The 2,134-nt window shown below is 58.3% G+C and carries 2 protein-coding genes; one reads left to right on the top strand and one right to left on the bottom strand.

Annotated elements, in window-relative coordinates; translation table 11 throughout:
• Positions 1-1,241 (bottom strand): acetyl-CoA carboxylase biotin carboxylase subunit (locus tag ACNKID_RS04950; protein ID WP_417912322.1); only part of this gene is annotated, 1,241 nt, incomplete at its 3' end.
• Between the two features lie 651 nt (positions 1,242-1,892).
• On the opposite strand from ACNKID_RS04950, the gene ACNKID_RS04945 reads away from it, so the two are divergent.
• Positions 1,893-2,134, top strand: a 242-nt coding sequence (locus ACNKID_RS04945) for a hypothetical protein (protein ID WP_417912321.1), incomplete at its 3' end; no start/stop codon positions are given.

The raw sequence follows: 2,134 nt of genomic DNA, 5'->3' as shown, positions 1-2,134 counted from the left end.
ACAAAGTTGTTCAGGCTGCGGCGCAGACGGTCCACGGTCTCATTCCACGACCAGCCGAAGACAGTCAGCTTGACCAAGAGCGAATCATAAACCTGCGGGATGGTGAAGCCCTGATAGCAAAAGCCGTCCAGACGCACGCCGTAGCCGCCCGGCGAGCGGTAGACGCGCACCGTCTTGCCGCCTTCGGGCATGAAATTGTTCTTCGGGTCTTCGGCATTGATGCGCATCTCCACAGCATGTCCGCGCAGGTGGATGTCCTCCTGCCGGATGGAGAGATCCTTGCCCATGGCCAGCTTGATCTGAGTGCGGACGACATCAATGCCGGTGATCATCTCCGAGACTGTGTGCTCCACTTGCAGGCGGGTGTTGATCTCCATGAAGTAAAACTGCCCGCTGCTGTCAAAAAGGAACTCCACCGTGCCGGCATTGAAATAGCCTGCGGCCTTGGCCGCCTTCACCGCAGTCTGGCTGATCGCCTCCTGCTGCTCCGGCGTGAGCTGGAAGGCCGGAGCGATCTCGACCAGCTTCTGATTGCGCCGCTGGATGGAACAGTCGCGGGTGCCGAGGTGGATAGTGCGGCCTTTTTTGTCGGCAATGATCTGCACCTCGATGTGCTTGGGCCTGACCACCGCCTTTTCCAAATAGACCGAGTCGTCGCCGAACGCGGCCTTGGCCTCGGCGCGCGCCAGGGCATAGTGATCCTTGAGATCCTTCTCCTGCTCAACCTTGCGGATGCCCCGCCCGCCGCCGCCTGCGGTGGCCTTGAGCATGATCGGATAGCCGTATTGCCTGCCGAACTCCACCGCCTCCTGCAAGCCCTCGTCACCGGCCTTCAGGTTCTGCGTGCCCGGCACCATCGGGATGCCCGCTTCGGCCATGATCTTCCGGGCCATGACCTTGTTGCCCAGATTGTCGATCACGTCCGAGGGCGGGCCGATGAAAATGATCCCCGCTTTCTCGCAGGCGCGGGCAAAGTCAGCGTTCTCAGCCAGAAAGCCGTAGCCGGGATGAATGGCCGCAGCTCCGCTCTTCTGGGCGGCAGCAATCACCTTGTCTATGTTCAAGTAGTCGCAGCGCGGGCCGTGTCCGATCCAGACCGCCTCGTCGGCGCTGCGGATGTGCATCGAATCGCGGTCCGGCGTTTCATAAACAGCCACAGCTTCGTAATTCAGCTCCTGAATGGCCCGGATGATGCGGATAGCAATCTCGCCCCGGTTGGCAACGAGTATTTTTGTCTTCAAGGGTTCCGCCTTTCTGATAGTTGGAGTTATTTCTTGCAGCCGGTCGACTCTGCTCCAGCCCTGCCGCCCCTGCGGGATTAGGGCGAAATCCCGCTAAGATACCAGAAAGCTCGGCATCCCGCAAGAAAAAGGTCTGAGGGGGGATTTTTCGCAGATGTTCTCAGTCCGCCTGCATCCGGCGCAGCTGAGAAGGCTCTGTTTCTCAACCGCAGGAAAGGCTGTCTTGCGTCCAGCGTCTTTGATCCGCCTGTCATCATGCTTGATCAGAAGCTGATGGAATGAGCTTCGGGCCGCGCAGTGCCGAAGGACGGCCTGCCAAGGCAAATGCGGCCATTTCTCCAGCCTGAGATTTCGATCTTGCCTGCCAAGGACAGCATGACCAAGCGGAAGCTCCGCCGCGCGGCGTGTTTTTTACTTCACCACAGCGTGGTTCCGTTGAAAAACATTGAACTGCTCTTGCGGATAACATGCTGTAATTGCATCTTTTGCTTCGATCGTTCAAAAAATTTGACTTTTTTCTGCCGCATCGAGTATAATTCAAAAAATTATACCTTCGATCTGTTCTTCCCTGTTTCGATGCGCATTCTATTCTCAGAACCGTGCAGTCTTCTCAAGCTGCGCGATCAGATTGTTTTGTTTGGCGCGTGCAGCATGTCTCTGGCACTGCTCCTGCTGTATGCTGTTTTCAGCCTGCTGGCCGGACAGCAGGAGGAAAAATTGGCCCGCGAGCAGCTGCGGCGCGGCTTTTTGATACTGGAGCAGGTGGTCCTGCCGGAAACAGGCGGGCCGCTGAGTGCCGTCCGTTTCACTCAGGAGCGGCTCAATGCCGCTGCGCAGCAAAGCGGCCTGCGCATCCATGTCCTCCTGCCGGACCGCAGCCTGACCACTGACGG

The organism is Candidatus Electronema sp. TJ (assembly GCF_048287355.1).
GTDB lineage: Bacteria > Desulfobacterota > Desulfobulbia > Desulfobulbales > Desulfobulbaceae > Electronema.
Note: the sequence above shows the minus strand (reverse complement) of the source record. Positions and strands in the feature narration are given on the sequence as shown.